Here is a 15,826-nt window from a genome sequence, read left to right as displayed (position 1 = left end):
CGACAATGGTCGCACGCAAAAGTGTAGGTTTCATCCCCATCAGGCTTATGGCGAAGCCTCACTCGCACATCCTGTAAAGGCGGATACCTTTTTATCTGACAGCCCGGCACACTCTCTCCTGTAGCTTTACACCTATAAGGCTTGTGTTCTATGTTCAGGAGATCCCGTATGGGCGATCAAAACGACGGACAGTTTTGATGAGTGGTTTGGTTTGCAGGGCTGCAATACAACATCAGGAGCCAGAGACAAGATGGACGGTGAATTAATTTTTTGTACCGATTCGGTACTGCGTTTTCGCTCACATTACGATGAGACAACAGCGTTGCCCTTGCTGGCAATACAGAACACCACTGCCGCTACCGATCCCTGGTTCCTCCTCAGATTTTTTCGCCATCCCGTCATCATTGAAGCAGGGACAACCCTTGCCAATATCTTCGTGGCGATTGAGCCCTGGAAAGACCTGCTTGGCGCCTATCTCGACAGAGATGTCGGCGCATGGATTGACGAGGCAAGAAAACCTTCCAGCCCTGGCACCGTGGATCTGGAGTGGATTGGCATTGATCGCCGAAGTTCAGTCTATCGCTGCTGGGTGCGGGAAGGCATGGAGGAGAGCGAGGACGTGAGCGACTATTTTAATCGCGAGCGCTTCTCCACCGATGAATTTGATATTGAAACCGTCTGCGATGCGTCCGGTTTTATCCAGGGCGAGAAGGAGCGCTGGAGTCTGAGTGAGAATATCCACGAAATTAAAAACTTGCCGGTTATTCTTTACAACAAGCAGACGCTCACGGTTTCGCAGAAAGAGGAACTGCTCAATGAACAGGTTTCGGGAGTGCGGCGCAGCGAACGAGGACTCTACGTTTACGGCGACACGACCTTTGCCTTCTTTGAGGTGATGGAAGCGTTATTTATTAGCGGGTTGTTTTTCTATTCACCGAACGCGGCGGAAAACAACCTGGCGGTCTTAACCAGCAGGCTCAACGAGCTGGAGAACACCCTTACCGGGGAAGGGGAGCGAGAACCCACCGAGCGTCATGACGATCAGCCTGTCAAGATTGAGGTCGTTGAAGGGGCGTTTGATACCCTGATAAGTGACATGGAGTCGGAGGCAGAGGCGTGGCAACAGCTGAAAAAAGCGTGCCAGCAAGCGGATGCGTTGCCAGTGCGAATTGGCGTTATCACCCCTGCTGAGCCGCCAGAAATGCGCCTCTGCGGTGAGGTGCTCAACCGTGACGCCCCAGAGCGCGGTGGAAAATAGCAAAAATGCGCCCCGGACGTAGAAAAGCAAAAAGCCTGCTTAAAAGCAGGCTTTTCAAATTTGGCTCCTCTGACTGGACTCGAACCAGTGACATACGGATTAACAGTCCGCCGTTCTACCGACTGAACTACAGAGGAATCGTGTGAACGAGGCGCATGTTAATGGCCTCGCTATTTTGTGTCAACACTAAATTTAACGCACTGAATCAACTGATTAATTAAGCCACAAACCGCTGATTTAATGTACCTGAACGCCTGTATCGCCATCACGCGCTTCGTTATTACGAATTCCCTGCAGGGGATCTTGCTGATAAAAATGGCAGAACCGCTGCCAGAGCGACGGGAAACGAGGGGCGAACAGTTCAGGGGCGCTGAAGAAGTATTCGGACAGCACGGCGAAACACTCCGCCGGATCGGTTGCGGCGTAAGCATCTATGCTCGCTGCACTCTCCCCCACCAGATCGATCTCATCCTGAATATTGTTCATGGCGGCATGGAGATCGTGCTCCCAGCCTGCGACTTCCCGCAGCGGGATAAAGGGCACACCGCTGGCGCGATCGCCATTGCGGGTGTCGAGCTTATGCGCCACCTCATGCACGATAAGGTTAAATCCGGAGGCGTCGAAGGAGTCCTGAATATCGAGCCAGTTCAGGATAATGGGCCCCTGTTGCCAGCTCTGGCCAGATTGCACCATGCGTTGATTGTGCACCAGCCCGATGTCATCTTCCCACTCGTCATCGACGACGAAGGGGGCAGGGTAGATCAGCACTTCGTGGAAACCATCCAGCCACTCAATACCGAGTTTAAGCACGGGTAAGCAGAAGAGCAGGGCGATACGCGCACTCTTCTGTTCATCAAGCTCAAAACCTTGCAGCGCAACCAGGCGTTTTTGCTGTAAAAAACGTTCTGCCAGCTGAGCGAGTTGATGTTTATCCTCGTCCGGAAGCCAGGCCAACACCGGGATCGCCAGCGCTTCTTCCCAGGGGAATGCCGTGTTACGCGCGGATTCATTAGATTTCCAGGGCCACTTAATCATCGCTTTGCTCGCAAACTCGTCACTTGAACAAAATTGAACGGTTATGGACTGTTAAAATGCCAAATTACCTGGCATCATGGCAACCATCAAAACGGAGAGATGCCGGAGCGGCTGAACGGACCGGTCTCGAAAACCGGAGTAGGGGCAACTCTACCGGGGGTTCAAATCCCCCTCTCTCCGCCACATCTTTTCAGGCTGTCGACCTCTTCCTGCGTTGCGTACCTTATCACTCTGATCGCGTTAAGTAACATTCCTTTACCGCTTCGTCACGATATCTGTGAGCTAAATCAGGATGTTTCAGCGATGCTATTGTCTTGTTGCGTCGATTCTTAACCCGGCTCGCAGAACTGTTTCAGCCGTGCCCCCTGCTCGGGTCGCAGACGATAGCGATAGACCGGACGCCCGGTGGCACCATAGTGAATGCGGGTGAAAAGCAGATTAATCTGCGCAAGCCATATCAGATATTTACGGCATGAGACCCGCGAGATTTTGACCGCATTGGCCAGGTCATCGGTTGAAAATTCCATGCCTGGATTGGCATCGATCCACAAACAGAGCGTGCGTAGCGTTTGGGGCGTTAACCCTTTCGGCAGCCGTTTGTTCTCCATAAATTCGCCGGTACTGCCATGCAGGAGCTTATCCACGTCCGCCTGCTCATAATGCTGATGCGCGTCCATAGCCTGTTTCTTAGCTCGCCAGCCGGTGAGCGCCTCTTCAAAACGCGGAAAATGAAAGGGCTTAATCAGGTAATCGACCACGCCATAGTGCAGCGAGGTCTGAACGGTGGCAGCATCGGATGCCGATGAGATCATAATGACTGCAATTGAACGGCCAGAGGCGCGTATTACCGGTAGCAGATCCAGGCCGCTCTCCTGCTGCATATAGACGTCGAGCAGAATAAGATCTATCGGCGAGGTGTTGTCACTGATTATCCTCCTGGCCTGCGTCAGGGTAGAGGCGATACCGCTACAGTGGAATCCTTCGACACGGTTCACATACATCTGGTTCAGGTCGGCCACCATGGCATCGTCATCGACGATCAAAACATTTATCACGCGCTATTCCTTTCACTGTCCCAGGGGATTTGCACAAAAAATTGTGTAAACACGCCTGGCTCTGATTCCACGCTCAATTCGCCCCCCAGCTTTTCAAGTTGCTGGCGCGCAAGATACAACCCCACTCCCCGGTGTTCACCTTTGGTCGAGAAGCCTTTATCAAAGATTGCTGAGAGGTTCTGCGCCGGAATGCCCGGCCCGTCGTCACTCACTTCGCCACTCAGTATGCCGTTCTGGTAATGGAGCAGCAGGCTGACTTCTCCCGCCGGCTGCGCTGCCATCGCATCCAGGGCGTTTTCTATCAGGTTACCCAGGACGGTAACCAGGACGGCGGTTTGCTCTTCATTAGGGTTGTCTGGTACCCGGCACTCATCAGCCAGGGTTAAGGTAAAGCCCGCCTCTTTCGCGCGGGTAATTTTGCCCAACAGAAAACCCGCAACCACCGGAGACTGGATAGTCCGCTGAATCGCGCCCACATCGAGCTGATAATTTTGCGCAGTTTGCAGTATGTACGACTCCAGTTTGTCATAGCGTCTCATATGCAGCAGGCCGAGTATCACATGCAGCTTATTCATAAACTCATGAGAATGGGTACGCAGGGCATCGAGGTAGCTCACCAGACCATCCATACGCTGCATCATTTGGCTGATTTCGGTCTTATCGCGGAAGGTGGTAATCGCGCCGGCCTGCTGATTATGCGCCCTGATGGGCAAGGTATTGCAGAGTAACAGACGACCGTTGCAGTTGATCTCCTGATCCTCACGCGCCTGTCCGCTGCGGGAGACTTCACGCAGCGTAACCAGTAACGGCGTATTAAGGGGATCGTGGGCAAGAATCTGGCGCGCGGCGAGATTGACCATCGTAATCTGTCCTTGTTGATCGACCGCAATAACCCCTTCACGCAGTGACTGCAACATAGCCTGACGCTGTTCAAAGAGCGCGGAAATCTCCCAGGGCTCAAGGCCAAAGAGTACGCGTTTGAGCATTCTTGCCAGCCCCCAGGCAGCCAGCGCACCCAGAAGGGCGCTGAACAATACCAGCCAGATGGCATCCCAGCGGTTACGACTGATTTGTTGCTCCACTTTTTCCAGCGAAATACCTACTGACACCACGCCAATCTGCTGGTGGCTGGCGTTATAAACGGGCGTGAAAACCCGTAGCGCCTCGTCGAGCACGCCGTGGTTGATGGCGACATTCTCTTTTGCCTGCAGGGCAGGGCGCAGGTCCTCCCCGATAAAGGCTTTTCCGAGCAACGAGGGGTTGGGATGGGAATAACGTATTCCGCGCATATCCGTGACGACGGCAAACAACAAATTGTTGCGCTGCATTACCGCCAGGGCGATCGGCTGAATCAGGTTGCTCTGAGGAGGGTGCTCTAACCCTCGCACCACGTCAGGACTGTCGGCCAGCGTCCTCGCCACCGCCAGCGCCGTCTCTTTAACCCCTTCGCGTGTCGCTTTGGTGATCTGCGCAAAGTAGAGAGCAAAAATGACCAACAGAATGGAGCCCGTCACGGAGTACACCATCAGAGTCACCAGGGTCGTCAGTTTCATTGGGCGCTTGTGCGGGGTAGTCACGTGGGGCAGATCGCGCATTGAAACTCCGGAAAGGGCAGAAAAGCGCTATTATCGCCGATGCCGCACGATTGTTAAAGCCAGGTTAAGCTGGTGGGGCAGGAAAGAAAAAAGCCCGCAACGTGGCGGGCCTGAATAGGGGGAAGAGATCCTTAGAACTGGTAAACGATACCCAGCGCTATCTGGTCGCCATTGTCGGCGCCAGTGATGGCGGTATCCCGGTCGTCCAGCAGGTTGAATTTGTAAGCAGCGTAGACGTTCATGTTCTTGTTGAAGTAATACCAGGTACCCAGTTCGACATAGTTAAGACGATCTGCATTAGTCCCCTTTTCACCCTCTTTCGCACCCAAATCCTTGCCTTTGGAGTAGACATAACCCAGGGATGGACGCAGGCCGAAGTCGAATTGATACTGGACCACAGCTTCAACGTTCTGGGTTTTATTGGCAAAGCCAATGTCGCTACCAGCCCAGGACATATTACGGGTTTCGCCGTACATTACCGCGGCATAAAGATTATTTGCATCATATTTTGCCGCCAGAGACCACACTTCAGCGTTGTCGCCGTAACCGTCTGCAGCCTGGGTATCAGTACGATCTGATTTGCCATAGACACCCACAAAGCTGAAGCCATCAATTTCATAGCTCAGGGACGTGCTGTAGCCATCGCCGTTACCTTTACGCAGGTTTTTGTCGTGGTTGTTGCCCTGATACTGAAGGGCGAAATTCAGGCCTTCAACCGCGCCGAAGAAATCGTTGTTACGGTAGGTGGCCACGCCGGTCGTACGGCCGGTCATGAAGTTGTCGGTTGCTGACCAGGCGTCGCCGCCCCATTCAACCAGCATATCGGTGTAAGCCGCTGCGTCATAAGCCACGCCATAGTTACGGCCGTAATCGAAGGAGCCAAAATCACCGAATTTCAGACCCGCGAAGGAAAGACGCGTGCTTTCATCCTGTGCGCCTTCCGGCTTGCTGGCTTCCAGGTTGTATTCGAACTGACCGAAACCGGTCAGTTGATCGGTAATTTCGGTCTCACCCTTGATGCCGAAACGAGCATAGGAGTCATCGGCGTTGCTGCTGTTGCTGCTGTCGGCCTCGCTCCAGATGCGTTTCCCAACCATTTTTCCATACAGGTCAAATTTATTACCGTCTTTTTTGTAGATTTCTGCTGCATTGACAGCGCCAGCGGATAATAAAACGGGGACCAGAACTGCCAGAACTTTTCTTTTCATTATATATATCCTTTATATATTGTTTATATGAATAATTGCGACCCGCTCCGGGTGCGGAATAATACTATTTCATGACGCAATTGCGATCTTTTGAAAATATCTCATTCGAAAGGTTAAAAGTATTTCAAAATATTAATGGGGGGTGTTTTATATTATTTATCTATTCTAGTGAAAAAGAAAATAAATGACATCTATTGATTTATATATCAGTGAGTTATGTGTTGGTTGATTTGATTGTTACTGATGATGGTTTTGGATCGCCTATGGGACGAAAAGGGGGTGAAGTGGAAAAAAAAGCCCAATGTGGCTATTGGGCATAACGGATAGGAATGAATGGCATGAGAGCGCTAAACGATAAAAAGCATAAACGGGATAATAATTGCATAGCGTTTACTTATTTAAAATCGATCGCCAGAATAAAATTAACTTTTAGGAATATTTTATGAAATTAACCCAAAAAGTAACGGCTGGCGCCGCGGTGTACTCAGGCGGTCATGCGAAAAGGTCTGAAAACCCGACTTTGCAAATTGCGACAGCATCGCCTGTGGCAATGCTTTGATGAGCGTGTCAGCGCGTTGATTAATTGCTAATGTACCCGTTTCAGTCTTGTGGAAACGGCTATGGAACTTGCCCAGTGGCAGCAACATTTTGAACAGTGGCTGGCGGAACATCACGCCAGCGATGATGCAGCACATGATATCTCCCATTTTCGCCGCGTCTGGCATACTGCCCAGCGGCTGATGGCTAACCAGCCGGTCGAGCCGCTGGTCATTCTTACCGCCTGTTATTTTCATGACATCGTGAGCCTTCCCAAAAACCACCCGCAGCGTAGCCGCTCGTCAGTATTGGCAGCCGAACGCACGCTGGACATTCTGCGCGACTATTTTGCAGATTTTCCCGGCACGCACTATCCGGCGGTTCAGCATGCGATCGAAGCGCACAGCTTTAGCGCAGCCATTACGCCCCGGACGCTGGAGGCGAAAATCGTTCAGGATGCTGACCGGCTAGAAGCATTGGGGGCGATCGGCCTGGCGCGGGTGTTTGCCGTTTCCGGTGCCCTGGGCGTGGCACTTTTTGATGCCGAGGACCCTTTCGCCGATCGCCGAGCGTTGAATGACCGGGCATACGCCCTGGACCATTTCCAGACAAAGCTGTTACGCCTGCCCGAAACCATGCAAACTGCCGCCGGACAAGCGCTGGCGCGCCATAATGCCGATTTTTTAATCCAGTTTATGGCCAAACTGAGTGCTGAGTTAGCCGGCGATTGCCTCGGGGTTGACGAGACGGTGCTGCAGCGTTTCCGCGCAACGCTGTAAGGCGGTTATGTGGTACTCTCTTCAGCTCTCTCCCAGGCCTGGTTAAATGTATGCAGGAAAATTTATCAGTGACGAACTCCGCCTTTATGCTGGCAGAAAAATCCACCGCGTCCGTTCAGACGCTGTTACGCCAGCTGCTGGACATTTATGATGCCAGAACCCTGGCAACGCTTCTGAATGGTCAGGGAGAGGGGCACTGGAGCCCGGCTATTGTTAAACGCCTGTTGGTCAGCGACCGGGCAGGGCAGCGCCTGAGCGATCGCGAATTTACTTTTTTACACAGTCTGTTGCCTCGTCCCCCAGCTACGCAGAGCCGACCGGCCTTCCGCTTTATCGATCTGTTCGCCGGTATCGGCGGTATTCGCCACGGCTTTGAGGCCATTGGCGGGCAGTGCGTCTTTACCAGCGAATGGAATAAACATGCGGTACGCACCTATAAAGCCAACTGGTACTGCGATCCTGATGCGCACACCTTTAACGAGGATATTCGTGAGGTTACCCTGAGCCATCACGAAGGGGTAACGGACCAGGAGGCCGCGGACCATATTCGCAGCGTGATCCCCCAGCATGATGTGCTGCTGGCCGGCTTTCCATGCCAGCCCTTTTCCCTTGCCGGGGTATCAAAAAAGAATGCGCTCGGTCGGGCACACGGTTTTGCTTGCGATACTCAGGGCACGCTGTTTTTCGACGTGGCGCGCATTATTGACGCACGCCGGCCGGCCATCTTTGTGCTGGAGAACGTCAAAAATCTGAAAAGCCATGATGGCGGCAAGACCTTCCGCATCATTATGCAAACCCTCGATGAGCTGGGTTATGACGTCTCAGATGCCGATGAGAGCGGCCCGGACGATCCGAAAATTATCGATGGCAAACATTTCCTGCCGCAGCACCGTGAGCGCATCGTGCTGGTGGGGTTCCGGCGCGATCTCAACCTGCGTGGCGACTTTACCCTGCGCGACTTGCCCGCGCATTATCCGCAACATCGTCCGACCATTGCCGAGCTGCTGGAGCCGGTCGTCGATGCCAAATTCATTCTTACCCCGGTCCTGTGGAAGTATCTGTATCGCTATGCGAAAAAACATCAGGCGAAAGGGAATGGTTTTGGATTTGGCATGGTAGATCCCACCAACCCCCATAGTGTGGCGCGCACCCTCTCTGCGCGTTACTACAAAGACGGCGCCGAAATCCTGATTGACCGGGGCTGGGATAAAGCCCTGGGTGAGAAAGATTTTGACGATCCTGACAATCAGCGTCATCGTCCGCGTCGCCTTACGCCACGCGAATGCGCGCGCCTGATGGGGTTTGAAACGCCGCAGGGTTACCGCTTCCGGATCCCGGTTTCGGATACCCAGGCCTACCGGCAATTCGGAAATTCGGTGGTGGTGCCTGCCTTTGCCGCTGTGGCCAGGCTTTTAAAATCACGCATATTGCAGGCGGCACAACATCGCACTCATGAGGCCGTCAATGACGGATGTCCACAATAAGGCGACCCGCAGTAAAAACATGCGTGCCATTGGCACGCGTGATACCGCAATCGAAAAGCGGCTGGCCGAGCTTCTCACGCAGGCGGGCTTTGCTTTCCGCGTGCAGGACAGTTCGCTACCCGGTCGACCCGATTTTGTGCTGGATGAGTGGCGCTGCGTAATTTTTACGCACGGCTGTTTCTGGCATCACCACGACTGCTATCTGTTTAAAGTCCCGGCAACGCGCACCGACTTCTGGCTGGAGAAAATTGGTAAGAACGTGACGCGTGACAGACGCGATTTGGGATTGCTCGACCAGCAAGGCTGGCGGGTACTCGTGGTGTGGGAATGTGCGCTGCGGGGCAAAATGAAGTTAACCGATGCCGCTCTTAACGCGCGGCTGGAAGAGTGGATCTGCGCAGAAGGGACAAACGCGCAGATCGACACTCAGGGCATTCGCACGCTCAGGGTTTTTCCGCCGGACACGGAACAACCACCGGCTTAGCGGGGATCAGGTATTTCCCCAGCGTGACCAGCACTACGGCCATAAGGATAATGCCCAACGCTATCCACTCAACGGAGGAGAGCGTTTCGCCGCCAAGTCCGGTTCCCAACAGCACTGCGACCACCGGGTTTACGTAGGCATAGCTGGTTGCCACGGCGGGGGAGACATTGCGGATCAGGAACATATAAGCATTAATCGCAATCACTGAGCCGAAGATAGCGAGATATCCCACCGCCAGGAAGCCCGACAGGTCGGGGAGGGCCGTCAGTTTCTCCCCGGAAAGCAGAGACGCGACAAGCAATACTACGCCCGCCGTCACCATCTCGATTGCTCCGGCCATCATGCCGGACGGGAGTTCGACACGGGAGCCATAGACCGAGCCGAATGCCCAGCTCATGGAACCGATCAAAATCAGCAGCGCCCCCCAGGGATTACCGCTCAGGTTACCGCCGCTGTTCAGCAGAATAATGCCCGCCAGCCCGATGCCAATTCCCAGCCACTCCAGCTTGCGCGTTTTGATGCCAAACAGCCGGCTGAAACAGAGCGTAAAGAGCGGTACGGTCGCCACCACTACAGCGGCAATGCCCGACGGCACATTTTGGTGTTCTGCCACGGTGACAAATCCGTTGCCCACCGCCAGCAATAGCACCCCAATCAAGGCCGCATTCAGCAGCTGACGGCGCGGCGGTAGTCTGTGTCCACGCAGAAATAAGAAGGCCAGTAACAAGAGACCCGCCGAGAGGAAGCGAACCCCGGCCATCAGCAGTGGCGGCCAGCTCTCTACGCCAATACGGATCACGAAATAGGTGGAACCCCAGATGATATAAAGCGCAAATAACGCGCCAATAAGCGGTAACAAGTGCCTGATACGCATACTCCCTCACGGCGAAATAAAAAGGTCGCGTATAGTTAACGTTAAAACTATCACGCTGGCGAGCGCTTTAATTGTGTAGGTGATGTGAATTATTTGTTGACGAGGCGTAGTAGTTTCAGGCTTGCCGGTTTTACTCCATACTATTTAGGTTTTTAACAATAAAAGAAGGATGTTCATTGTGGCGGGAAGTAGCTTATTAACTTTACTGGATGACATAGCCACCTTGCTGGATGATATCTCCGTGATGGGTAAACTGGCCGCGAAAAAGACGGCCGGGGTTCTGGGGGACGACCTCTCGTTAAATGCGCAGCAGGTCACCGGGGTGCGCGCCAATCGTGAACTGCCGGTAGTGTGGAGCGTGGCGAAGGGTTCCCTTCTCAATAAGGTGATTCTGGTACCGCTGGCACTGCTGATCAGTGCCTTTATTCCCTGGGCTATTACCCCTCTGCTGATGATTGGTGGCGCGTTTCTCTGCTTCGAAGGGGTAGAGAAAGTGCTGCATACCTTCGAGTCACGTAAAGAGAAAGAGAGCCCGGCGGCGCGTCAGCAGCGTCTGGAAGCGCTGGCCGCCGCCGACCCCAAGGCCTTTGAGCGCGATAAAGTGAAAGGGGCGGTGCGCACCGATTTTATTCTCTCGGCCGAGATCGTGGCGATTACGCTGGGTATTGTTGCCGACGCGCCGCTGCTGAATCAGGTGCTGGTGCTCTCCGGTATCGCCGTACTGGTAACGATTGGCGTCTATGGTCTGGTTGGTATCATCGTTAAACTTGATGATATGGGCTACTGGCTGGCGGAGAGACGCGCAGCGCTGGCGCAGTGGCTCGGAAAAGCCCTGCTGTTCATTGCTCCCTGGCTGATGAAATCGCTCTCAGTCATCGGCACACTGGCCATGTTTTTGGTTGGGGGCGGCATCGTTGTTCATGGCATCGCGCCGCTGCATCATGCCATTCTCCATTTTGCCGAGGCGCAGGGTACCGTGATGGCGGCCATCCTGCCGACGTTATTGAACCTGGTGCTGGGCTTCATCATCGGTGCGGTTGTCGTTGCGCTGGTGAAGGGCATTGGCAAAATGCGAGGTAGCGCGCACTAAAAAAGAGCGCAGAAACGCCATTCCTCGACTAAATTGAAACAGTTTCGCACTGATAAAGGAGGCAGTTATGGTCTTTCTGGTCAGCGATGAAGTTAAGCCTAAAAGCGGCGGTCCGCGTATGGTCGTGACCGGCTATTCCAGCGGCATGGTGGAGTGTCGTTGGTATGATGGTTATGGCATCAAGCGGGAGGCGTTTCGTGAAGACGAACTCCAGCATGGTGACGGCTACCGCAGCCAGGATCAGGCTTAGGTCACGCAACGCCCGGCTATGCCGGGCGTTTTCGTACGCTATAATCGCTGCTAAGCGCGAAGTCTCGCGAAACCGCCGGCAGCGCGTTGCCGTAAGATCGTTATCATGGAGAGTGTGTGCAGCATGAGAATAGGGTAAGAAAACCCCCGTTTTTCTTACGTCAGCGTCTACATCCTGGCCGGATTGTGACACTCTGTTTTGTTACCGTCCTGATCTTCTCCACACTCCTTACCTGGCGTGAAGTGGTGGTGCTGGAAGATGCCTACATCTCCAGCCAACGTAACCATCTGGAAACGGTGGCTAACTCGCTCGACAGGCAACTGGAATACAGCGTCGATAAACTCCTTTTCTTCCGTAATGGAATGTACGACGCGCTGCATACGCCGCTGATCTCAGGTTTGCTGCGTCAGAGCGTGGCGCGCTTTTCGGACATCAGCGCTCAGCCTTCATGGCAACTCACTTTCGATGAACACCGGACGCTGCCGCTCAACGGTGTTTCCGATGCGTTTGTGATGCAAACAGTCAGTCTGCGTCGCGATGAGATGCTTATTGCTGACGAGCTGAGGGCGGCTTTTGAGGCGGGGTATCTGATGCGAATCACCTCGCCGCTGGCAAAGCTTGCCAGGCGAATCATGTATGTCTCCCGCGCCGGGTTTTATGTCTCCAGTAATATTGCCGACTGGGGAGGCGCAATCCCGTCCCGTTACTATCATTTAGTGACCAGCCCCTGGTATACGCAGCAATCGGAATCCAGTAACCGCAGCCGTGGCGTACGCTGGTTCACCCGTCCCGCGCAATCCTGGTCCGGCGATGAACAGACGGTTACCGTCAGCGTGCCTGTCGATCATCAGCAGTACTGGTATGGCGTTCTGGCGATCGATTTTACCGTGACGGCCGTCGGGCAGATGCTAAGCGAAGCGCTGGACGGTTACGAAGATGGTGAATACCAGCTTTACGATAATCAGTTAACTTTGCTCGTCTCATCCGGAAAGCAGGCAGAGAGAATCAGCCTGTTTGATGAACGTGAGCGGGCGCAGCTTGCCTTTGCGCTAGAGCACGACAACGAAGGGGGCGTGCGACTGGGGAGTCGTTATCTGAGCTGGCATCGCCTGAATCACTTCGATGGTGTACTGCTGCGCGTGCATCGGCTGGACGAAGGTTTGCAGGGAGATTTTGGCCGTATCTCGGTGGTACTGGCGCTTCTCTGGCTATTATTTACGGCCATGCTGGTGGGATCATGGCTGGTAATTCGCCGTATGGTGAGCAATATGTACAGCCTGCAACACACCTTGCAGTGGCAGGCGTGGCATGATCCCCTGACGCGTCTGCATAACCGGGGTGCCCTCTTTGAGCAGGCCAAAACGCTGGCCGCCGGCTGTCAGAGACAGAATCAGCCCTTCTCGGTGATCCAGATGGATCTCGACCATTTCAAAAGTATTAACGACCGCTACGGGCATCAGGCCGGCGACAAAGTGCTGATCCATACCGCAGGGTTGATTGTCAGCACGCTCCGGGAGAGTGACGTGGCCGGCCGGGTAGGGGGTGAAGAGTTTTGCGTGGTATTACCCAATACTACGCTTGCGCAGGCATCTCAGGTGGCTGAGCGGATCCGGGCGCGGGTTAACCGTCGGGAGATTCTGGTGCAAAAGAGTCAGACGGTACGTATTAGCATCTCGATTGGGGTGAGCTGCGCCGGAGAAAAAGGCAATTACGAATTTGAACAATTGCAATCCATTGCCGATGCCCGGCTCTATCAGGCGAAACAGCGCGGGCGTAACCGGGTGATCAGTCAGGACGAGAAGTAGTGATCCAGCCCTTCGCGCCAGCCCTCCGGTCCCTCCTGACGGGTGTGATAAACCCGCTCAGGGGTATCTTTTTGCAGAGGGACGCCAAGTCGGTTGATCCCTTTCACCACCACCGCGTAATCCACGCTGTCGAGAAGCGGAGCATCGTTCGGGCCATCGCCCAGGCCCAGCGTGACGGGGGCGACCCCTTCGCGCAAACGGTACTGTTCGGCCAGCCAGCGCAGGGCCTGATCTTTTCCACCACGGGCATCCAGGATGTGCCAGAAGCGGGCTCCCTGGACAAACTTTAATCCCACCGCGTCCAGCGCCTCGCTAAATGCCGCCATCCGCTCATCGCTGTCGCGCCAAATCAGGGTCACTGAGGCCTCATGCAGGCGCGCCAGCGTCGCTCTCTCCCGCGTTAAGCCAGTCCATTCACCCACGACTTTGACCTCAACGTCATCGAAACTGGTGAATTTGAATCCTTGCTGGTCGCGCAGTTGATTAATGACGCTGACGATCTCTTCGTGTGGGGCGCCGTTAATTAACCTTGGCGCATCGGGGTGGTCATCCCAGCGTGCGTCCAGCTGTATCACCGCACCGTTTTCAGCAATAAACGGCAGGCCATCTAACCCCAGATCGCTCTGAATCGCCAGCATCTCAGCAGCGGTCTTACTGCTGTACAGAATGACCGGGATCTGATGTTCTTGCAGCTTCTCAAGCCAGTCGGCGGCAGGCGCCCAGCTGTAGGTATGAATGTCCAGCAAGGTGCCGTCGAGATCGGAGAAAATCAGCAAGGGATCCTGAAGTAAAGGCATAGCGTCTCCCGGGTTAATAGCTACGTTAGTAAGATTTATCTTAAAAAAATTCGCAATGCGTAAGACCGTAATTGGGATCGTTACCATCAATCCCAGAGGCCATGCGCCCTGACACTTATAACCAAAATGTAGGTTACTTAGACCATCTATTCAGATAGAGGATATTTCCTTGTCATGCAAATTATTTGCAGATAAGGTAATCCCCGACATCAGATTTCCTGGTGTAACGAATTTTCAAGTGCTTCTTGCATGAGCAAGTTTAATCCCGGTCACCCCATGACCGGGATTTTTTTCAGCTTTATCTGTTCACTTCCGTCACACTAAAATCGTGAATATCCAGTTCGAACGCTTCAGCCAGTTCATGGTAAGTGTGGTAGTCCCGTCCATCCACCATCACCCGTGCCGGCTCGCCCTCAATGCGGCTAACCTCACTTTCGCTGATCTCGTTAATAGCGGCGAGCAGGGCATCGACGTCGATATTCACTTCTCGCTTGGCAGTATCGCTGTACTCTTTGGCGGTCTTCATTCTGTCTACCTCGTTTGAACATTCACCCGTAAGTATAGACCGCCGATAAAAGCGGCAATCGCGCATAGGGGCACTGCCAGTAGACGCAATTTGTTCTACACTGGCTCAAAACCAGAGGAGGATTGTATGAAGGTCAACGATCGGGTTACGGTAAAAACGGACGGTGGGCCGCGACGCCCGGGTGTGGTGCTGGCGGTAGAACCCTTTAATGAAGGGACAATGTATCTGGTCTCGCTGGAGGATTACCCGCTTGGTATCTGGTTCTTTAACGAGATGGGCCACCCTGACGGTATCTTTGTTGAACGCGATGAGTAAAGGCTGCGCGGGGGAGTAAGGCCGCCCCGGATAAGGGGAGAGATAAAAATCTCTGGCATAGCCAGAGATTGCACAGGGTTAACGCATATTGACGAAAATTCCGTTGGTCACGTTGTCGGTTAAACGTACCACATGATAGATCACTTGCTTATTATGCGTCTTAATCTTCCTTTTAATATTACCCTTATGTGACGATACCGTTTTAGCTTTGATATTCATTTGGTCAGATATCTGAATGGTTCCCTGACCCGCCATCCACATTCTTAACATACTTGATTCAGTACGGCTTAATGATAAAGTCGGTAAATTAATTGTTCCTACATTCTTAATCGCTCTATTCAAATAATCGCCAAGAAGTTCATCCAGAGATTCTGGCTTAATGGATTTCGAGCTTATAAGAAGATTCTGACGTACCAGCAAATATTCGTCGAAGTGAATATTGGCTATCGCCATAAAAACTATAAACATAGTTTTCGGATGCTGATTAATGATTTGCTTTATTTGCTGACTGTTAGCGGGATCGTGTATGAAACAGTCCTCATTAATAAACACCACACCTGGCTTCAATTCATCACAAGCGGCTTCAAGTTCGTCAACGGAGTGTACGTCGTTGATTTCTCTCTTTTTTACCCCTCTGCTAGCCAGGTACCCGGTTAACCCTAGCCGGGTGTAACTGCATAAATCCATAATGATCGTTGACATGGCATACCCTCACTCAATGCGTAACGATAATT

16 protein-coding genes and 2 tRNA genes are annotated in these 15,826 nt (G+C 53.3%); 9 read left to right on the top strand and 9 right to left on the bottom strand.

Features of this window, described 5'->3' with window-relative positions; genetic code table 11:
* Nucleotides 1-250: 250 nt before the first annotated feature.
* Nucleotides 251-1,258, top strand: a complete 1,008-nt coding sequence (locus JZ655_RS13265; RefSeq protein WP_207292013.1) for a hypothetical protein — start codon at nucleotides 251-253, stop codon at nucleotides 1,256-1,258.
* A 61-nt stretch (nucleotides 1,259-1,319) separates the two neighbouring features.
* Here the strand turns inward: JZ655_RS13265 and JZ655_RS13260 are convergent.
* Together JZ655_RS13260 and mtfA are read right to left on the bottom strand one after the other, a co-directional pair.
* Nucleotides 1,320-1,395, bottom strand: a tRNA-Asn gene (locus JZ655_RS13260).
* Nucleotides 1,396-1,495: 100 nt separating this feature from the next.
* The gene (gene mtfA / locus JZ655_RS13255; RefSeq protein WP_207292012.1) at nucleotides 1,496-2,293 is read right to left on the bottom strand and encodes a DgsA anti-repressor MtfA; all 798 of its coding nucleotides are present in this window, start codon (nucleotides 2,291-2,293) and stop codon (nucleotides 1,496-1,498) included.
* A gap of 93 nt (nucleotides 2,294-2,386) precedes the next feature.
* Here mtfA and JZ655_RS13250 point away from each other — a divergent pair.
* A tRNA-Ser gene (locus JZ655_RS13250) sits at nucleotides 2,387-2,476 on the top strand.
* A 146-nt stretch (nucleotides 2,477-2,622) separates the two neighbouring features.
* Here JZ655_RS13250 and dcuR read toward each other — a convergent pair.
* The 3 genes from dcuR to JZ655_RS13235 form a co-directional block, all read right to left on the bottom strand.
* Nucleotides 2,623-3,348, bottom strand: a complete 726-nt coding sequence (gene dcuR / locus JZ655_RS13245; RefSeq protein ID WP_207292011.1) for a two-component system response regulator DcuR — start codon at nucleotides 3,346-3,348, stop codon at nucleotides 2,623-2,625.
* Nucleotides 3,345-4,943 carry a sensor histidine kinase gene (locus tag JZ655_RS13240; protein WP_207292010.1) on the bottom strand — a complete coding sequence of 533 codons (1,599 nt, stop codon included), beginning with the start codon at nucleotides 4,941-4,943 and terminating at the stop codon, nucleotides 3,345-3,347. Before JZ655_RS13240 ends, dcuR begins: the two co-directional genes overlap by 4 nt.
* A 131-nt stretch (nucleotides 4,944-5,074) precedes the next feature.
* A complete protein-coding gene (locus JZ655_RS13235) occupies nucleotides 5,075-6,151 on the bottom strand; it encodes a porin (RefSeq protein WP_207292009.1) in 1,077 nt (358 codons plus the stop codon).
* Nucleotides 6,152-6,771: 620 nt separating this feature from the next.
* Between JZ655_RS13235 and JZ655_RS13230 the strand changes: the two genes are divergently transcribed.
* Genes JZ655_RS13230 through JZ655_RS13220 form a run of 3 tightly spaced genes read left to right on the top strand, consistent with a single transcriptional unit; the run spans nucleotide 6,772 to nucleotide 9,435 of the window.
* Nucleotides 6,772-7,467 carry a phosphohydrolase gene (locus JZ655_RS13230; protein WP_207292008.1) on the top strand — a complete coding sequence of 232 codons (696 nt, stop codon included), beginning with the start codon at nucleotides 6,772-6,774 and terminating at the stop codon, nucleotides 7,465-7,467.
* A 50-nt stretch (nucleotides 7,468-7,517) separates the two neighbouring features.
* On the top strand, nucleotides 7,518-8,951 hold the full coding sequence (locus JZ655_RS13225) for a DNA cytosine methyltransferase (protein ID WP_207292007.1): 1,434 nt from the start codon (nucleotides 7,518-7,520) through the stop codon (nucleotides 8,949-8,951).
* Nucleotides 8,932-9,435, top strand: a complete 504-nt coding sequence (locus tag JZ655_RS13220; protein WP_207292006.1) for a very short patch repair endonuclease — start codon at nucleotides 8,932-8,934, stop codon at nucleotides 9,433-9,435. Before JZ655_RS13225 ends, JZ655_RS13220 begins: the two co-directional genes overlap by 20 nt.
* On the opposite strand, the gene yedA is transcribed toward JZ655_RS13220, so the two are convergent.
* Nucleotides 9,395-10,309, bottom strand: coding sequence for a drug/metabolite exporter YedA (yedA, locus tag JZ655_RS13215; RefSeq protein WP_207292005.1), 915 nt, complete (start codon nucleotides 10,307-10,309; stop codon nucleotides 9,395-9,397). The two genes, JZ655_RS13220 and yedA, sit on opposite strands and share 41 nt — an antisense overlap.
* A 178-nt stretch (nucleotides 10,310-10,487) precedes the next feature.
* On the opposite strand from yedA, the gene JZ655_RS13210 reads away from it, so the two are divergent.
* From JZ655_RS13210 to dgcQ, 3 genes are all read left to right on the top strand, one after another.
* Complete coding sequence (locus JZ655_RS13210) at nucleotides 10,488-11,399, top strand: DUF808 domain-containing protein (RefSeq protein WP_046884929.1); 912 nt, start codon at nucleotides 10,488-10,490, stop codon at nucleotides 11,397-11,399.
* A 67-nt stretch (nucleotides 11,400-11,466) separates the two neighbouring features.
* Nucleotides 11,467-11,649: a YodC family protein gene (locus JZ655_RS13205; protein WP_040074953.1), complete on the top strand. Its 183-nt coding sequence runs from the start codon at nucleotides 11,467-11,469 to the stop codon at nucleotides 11,647-11,649.
* Between the two features lie 116 nt (nucleotides 11,650-11,765).
* On the top strand, nucleotides 11,766-13,454 hold the full coding sequence (dgcQ, locus tag JZ655_RS13200; protein WP_207292004.1) for a cellulose biosynthesis regulator diguanylate cyclase DgcQ: 1,689 nt from the start codon (nucleotides 11,766-11,768) through the stop codon (nucleotides 13,452-13,454).
* Here the strand turns inward: dgcQ and JZ655_RS13195 are convergent.
* Complete coding sequence (locus tag JZ655_RS13195) at nucleotides 13,439-14,251, bottom strand: mannosyl-3-phosphoglycerate phosphatase-related protein (RefSeq protein WP_207292003.1); 813 nt, start codon at nucleotides 14,249-14,251, stop codon at nucleotides 13,439-13,441. The genes dgcQ and JZ655_RS13195 overlap by 16 nt on opposite strands.
* 298 nt (nucleotides 14,252-14,549) lie before the next feature.
* Nucleotides 14,550-14,777 (bottom strand): YodD family peroxide/acid resistance protein, encoded by a 228-nt coding sequence (gene yodD, locus JZ655_RS13190; protein ID WP_040074957.1) that lies wholly within the window; start codon nucleotides 14,775-14,777, stop codon nucleotides 14,550-14,552.
* 126 nt (nucleotides 14,778-14,903) lie between these two features.
* On the opposite strand from yodD, the gene dsrB reads away from it, so the two are divergent.
* Entirely contained in the window at nucleotides 14,904-15,092 is a 189-nt protein-coding gene (dsrB, locus tag JZ655_RS13185) for a protein DsrB (RefSeq protein ID WP_046884847.1), read from the top strand.
* A gap of 78 nt (nucleotides 15,093-15,170) precedes the next feature.
* Here the strand turns inward: dsrB and rcsA are convergent, their stop codons facing one another.
* Nucleotides 15,171-15,794: a transcriptional regulator RcsA gene (gene rcsA / locus JZ655_RS13180; RefSeq protein ID WP_046884848.1), complete on the bottom strand. Its 624-nt coding sequence runs from the start codon at nucleotides 15,792-15,794 to the stop codon at nucleotides 15,171-15,173.
* Nucleotides 15,795-15,826: the final 32 nt, after the last annotated feature.

This window comes from Leclercia pneumoniae, assembly GCF_017348915.1.
Classification (GTDB): domain Bacteria; phylum Pseudomonadota; class Gammaproteobacteria; order Enterobacterales; family Enterobacteriaceae; genus Enterobacter; species Enterobacter pneumoniae.
This window is presented reverse-complemented; position numbering and strand designations above follow the sequence as displayed.

Excerpts from the sequence above, each read along its gene's own strand:
- JZ655_RS13225 (WP_207292007.1), top strand. The coding sequence starts at position 7,518 with ATGCAGGAAAATTTATCAGTGACGAACTCCGCCTTTATGCTGGCAGAA.
- JZ655_RS13230 (WP_207292008.1), top strand. The coding sequence starts at position 6,772 with ATGGAACTTGCCCAGTGGCAGCAACATTTTGAACAGTGGCTGGCGGAA.
- JZ655_RS13265 (WP_207292013.1), top strand. The coding sequence starts at position 251 with ATGGACGGTGAATTAATTTTTTGTACCGATTCGGTACTGCGTTTTCGC.
- mtfA (WP_207292012.1), bottom strand. The coding sequence starts at position 2,293 with ATGATTAAGTGGCCCTGGAAATCTAATGAATCCGCGCGTAACACGGCA.
- JZ655_RS13240 (WP_207292010.1), bottom strand. The coding sequence starts at position 4,943 with ATGCGCGATCTGCCCCACGTGACTACCCCGCACAAGCGCCCAATGAAA.
- JZ655_RS13235 (WP_207292009.1), bottom strand. The coding sequence starts at position 6,151 with ATGAAAAGAAAAGTTCTGGCAGTTCTGGTCCCCGTTTTATTATCCGCT.
- yedA (WP_207292005.1), bottom strand. The coding sequence starts at position 10,309 with ATGCGTATCAGGCACTTGTTACCGCTTATTGGCGCGTTATTTGCGCTT.
- JZ655_RS13220 (WP_207292006.1), top strand. The coding sequence starts at position 8,932 with ATGACGGATGTCCACAATAAGGCGACCCGCAGTAAAAACATGCGTGCC.
- yodD (WP_040074957.1), bottom strand. The coding sequence starts at position 14,777 with ATGAAGACCGCCAAAGAGTACAGCGATACTGCCAAGCGAGAAGTGAAT.
- dsrB (WP_046884847.1), top strand. The coding sequence starts at position 14,904 with ATGAAGGTCAACGATCGGGTTACGGTAAAAACGGACGGTGGGCCGCGA.
- JZ655_RS13205 (WP_040074953.1), top strand. The coding sequence starts at position 11,467 with ATGGTCTTTCTGGTCAGCGATGAAGTTAAGCCTAAAAGCGGCGGTCCG.
- rcsA (WP_046884848.1), bottom strand. The coding sequence starts at position 15,794 with ATGTCAACGATCATTATGGATTTATGCAGTTACACCCGGCTAGGGTTA.
- JZ655_RS13195 (WP_207292003.1), bottom strand. The coding sequence starts at position 14,251 with ATGCCTTTACTTCAGGATCCCTTGCTGATTTTCTCCGATCTCGACGGC.